At 39.7% G+C, this 3321-nt stretch carries 2 protein-coding genes, 1 tRNA gene and 1 pseudogene; 1 reads left to right on the plus strand and 3 read right to left on the minus strand.

Going from position 1 to position 3321, the window contains the following annotated elements; translation table 11 throughout:
• A pseudogene (locus tag QZ735_RS05700) lies at positions 1 to 307 on the plus strand (VOC family protein); the annotation flags it as partial.
• 146 nt (positions 308 to 453) lie between these two features.
• Here QZ735_RS05700 and QZ735_RS05705 read toward each other — a convergent pair.
• The 3 genes from QZ735_RS05705 to QZ735_RS05715 all read right to left on the minus strand — a co-directional run bounded on the left by QZ735_RS05705 (position 454) and on the right by QZ735_RS05715 (position 3208).
• On the minus strand, positions 454 to 1551 hold the full coding sequence (locus tag QZ735_RS05705; protein ID WP_294226612.1) for a slipin family protein: 1098 nt from the start codon (positions 1549 to 1551) through the stop codon (positions 454 to 456).
• 489 nt (positions 1552 to 2040) lie between these two features.
• Positions 2041 to 2103: transfer RNA gene (locus tag QZ735_RS05710), tRNA-OTHER, on the minus strand.
• 556 nt (positions 2104 to 2659) lie between these two features.
• The gene (locus tag QZ735_RS05715) at positions 2660 to 3208 is read right to left on the minus strand and encodes a 3'-5' exonuclease (RefSeq protein WP_294245430.1); all 549 of its coding nucleotides are present in this window, start codon (positions 3206 to 3208) and stop codon (positions 2660 to 2662) included.
• Positions 3209 to 3321: the final 113 nt, after the last annotated feature.

The raw sequence follows: 3321 nt of genomic DNA on the forward strand, positions 1-3321 counted from the left end.
TTTATGGGAGCAGAAAGAGAATCTGCAGACCCGGCATTTTGCTTTTACCGCCGACAAAGAAGATATCCTGAATTACTCTGTTGGATTTCTGAAAAGTAAAAATCTAAAATCTTACAATTTTCTGAAAAACGGAAGCGAGGAACCTATGGTTTTCGCATGGATGCCTGCTCTGGCGATTTATTTTAATGATCCGGACGGCAATCAGCTGGAATTTATATCTATTCTGGAAGGTGAAGGGCGGCCGGAACTGGGGGTGGTTTCTTATGAGGAGTGGCAGGAGAAAAATAAAAACAGATTTAAAGTTTAAATCTGTTTCGGTTACTTACTTTTGATTTATTAATTGGATTGGCATCTGATTCCGGTGTAAACCGTCCCTGCGTAACTCTTTTGATTTTAAAACAAGACAGGCTTTGCTTTCGCAAAACCCGACTCTATAATAACAGTTACTAGTTTTTATTTTGTGAAGATCTCTTTCAGCTGAGAAACAATGTTGCTGTTTCCGGAAACGGTAATATCTCCAATTTTGTCGGCGATTTTTTCCATATATTCCATCTCCTTCAGTTTCCAGAGTACTTCGTTTTCTTCCATCAGCTTTGCCGTATTCAGCAGGCTTCTGGTAGATGCGGTTTCTTCACGTCTCATAATGCTGTTGGCCTGGGCCTTTTTCTCTGCAATCAAAACCTGGTTCATGATGTCTTTCATTTCCCCTGTTAAGATTACATCTCTTATTCCCGCATCAGAAGCTTTCAAACCTAATTCATCGGCCTTGCTGCCTAAATTTCCAAGAATTTCTTTTCCTACGGAATCTTTTTTCAACAGCAGTTCGTCCAATGTTAAAGCTCCGACGAATTCACGTAAAGCCAACTGCATCAGAATATATAATTGCTTATCATACTCTTTGTTCTCCATCAGTGCCCTCTCAATATTTGCCACCTGAAAACGTACATAAAAATTGATCCTGAGCATAGCTTTATCTTTGGTCAACAGTTCCTGACCGGCGATTTCCATCTGCTGCATCCTGGTATCAATCGATTTTACTTCTATGGAAGTTTCGTTGTTCCAGAAGTAATACGTTCCGGCCTCCAGAATTCTGTTTAACTTTCCGTCAATCAGCAAAATACCTTTGTATTGATTGGTGATTACGAATTTTCTAATACAATTTTTCAGTCTTATATTTTCAAGGATCGTTCTGGAAATCTTCTCTGTAATTTCCACTTTCGTTAAGTCTGCTTTCTGAAATTCCCTGTTTAAAATTCCTTTCCAGAAAGCATATTGCCCGACCTGCAGAACTTCTTTAAAAATTCCGTTTTCGTATACCAGTACTATTTCCCCATCTTTTACCTCTATGACTTCGAGCATGGATTTCAGGTTTTCGTTTTTCAATAAGAGATTAAGGTCGGTACCGGACTTGAACAAAGCTTTCATATCATATACCTCCACCGATTTATTTCCGAAAATCCAGAAACTGCCTTCTTTAAGAATATCGGTTAAGTTTCCGTTCCTGAAAACCAACCCTCGCTCATATGCTTTAATCTGTATATTTTTTATCATGACTATATTTTTAATGGTTATCATTTTAATTAAAAGTAAATCCGGAATCTCTTCTTCCAAAAACGGCGGAAGAAAAGCCATTCTGAAAAATTCATAAATCTCAGCATCTTATTTTCGAAATCATTTCTCAATGTTCAGATTTTGGCCGTGTCCCTTGCCCTGGCTTAACCAACAACCCGGGTCGCTACGTTCACTGCTATCTTTTTTGCAGGCAAAAAAGGATATCCGTTATCATCGCTCATGGAGAAAACCGTCCTTTTTAGAAAACTCATTCAAGAATGATTGATCTTCGTATCCATTTCATTTTCAGAAAAATATCTTTTCTCACAGGCTTTTTCAAAATGTTGATTTAACAACTGAAAAAATCCCGGATTTTTTCCGAATATTTTTAATGAGAATATTCAAACTCGAAAAAAAATAGATTTTGAGTCTATTTTCAACTACAGTTATTGTGTAGTACTCTAACCAACTGAGCTACCTCATCCGAAACGAGGGTGGGACTCGAACCCACGCATAAAAATCTATTGTTCTACCAATTTGAACTATATCCCCATTCAGGAGATAGAAGGACTCGAACCTTCAACCCATAGAGCCGTAAGATTTTTCTGGCTAAATCTCTGAAACCTTCAGGTCAAGCTGAACAGAAGGAAATCATGTTCCTAAACAAATTCTTCTGCAATGGTGTTATCCAGAAACACTCAACAAGACCTTACCTGATATTTTGACTAAAATCTGTTTTTCAAAATTTTAGCATTGTTTTGTTTTGATGATGCAAAGTAAAAAGACCGGTACGCAGTGTTTTTGCGTAGTAAAAATTTTTATTTTCCCCGCCGGATGTTACGTTATTTCACCCTTTCAGGGCTCAGTTCACCGGGCTTTAGTGACATCGGGCTGCACCCGATGCTGGTATAGGCCGCCCTTTCAGGGCTGACCGTTATTCCTTTTATTTAGACATCTCTTACAATCAGCTTTGCTTTTATTGAAAATCGTAAAAAAAACTCCCTTTAAAAAAGAGAGTTCAATTATATCGATATATACGTAAATTGCTCCATTGACAAAGTCACATTATTATATCGTTACATGATTAGATTGCTACATTATTCCCAGTTTACCTTTTCAGGCACCAGTGCAGAATTTTGGCAATATTCCGGGCGTCATCGACACCGCGGTGGTGGGTACCCTCCAGCGTAAGGTTCAGTTCGCCTAGTGCGCGGGCCATGCCGACACTTTTACGGACGATTGGGTGCAGTTCCCCGAACAAGGTTTTCACATTGATGTGGTCATCGCTCAGCGGATAATCCACCTTGAATCTTCTGGCCTGGTTCTGAAGCATGTTCAGGTCGTAATTTCCGTAGCTGGCCCACGTCAGCTCTTCGGAATCGTATTCCGCTCTCAGGATATCCAGGGCATCTTCCAGTAAAATACCTTCGTCATCGAGCATATGCTGGGTTATGGAAGTCAGTTCCGTACAGAACGGGCTGACTTTTGAAAATTGAGGCTTTACCAAAATGCCTTCGCTGCGTGAAACCTTACCGGTTGCGGCATCCATAAGGCATACCCCGATTTCGATGATTTCACTTTCCTGACCTCTCGGCAGCCGGTCGTTCCAGCACGTTGCCTCAAGGTCTATAATTAATATGTTGTCTGTTGTTTTCATTTGTTTAAAATTTGATTGTTTAGCTGGAAGATGGATGATGGAAGCGGGATGTTCGTGTGTTTTAAAACTTCCCGTTTTCATATCCTAGTTCCTCCAGATTGATTGGCTGGAAG

It is taken from the genome of uncultured Chryseobacterium sp. (genome assembly GCF_913776365.1).
In the GTDB taxonomy this organism is placed as follows: Bacteria; Bacteroidota; Bacteroidia; order Flavobacteriales; family Weeksellaceae; genus Chryseobacterium.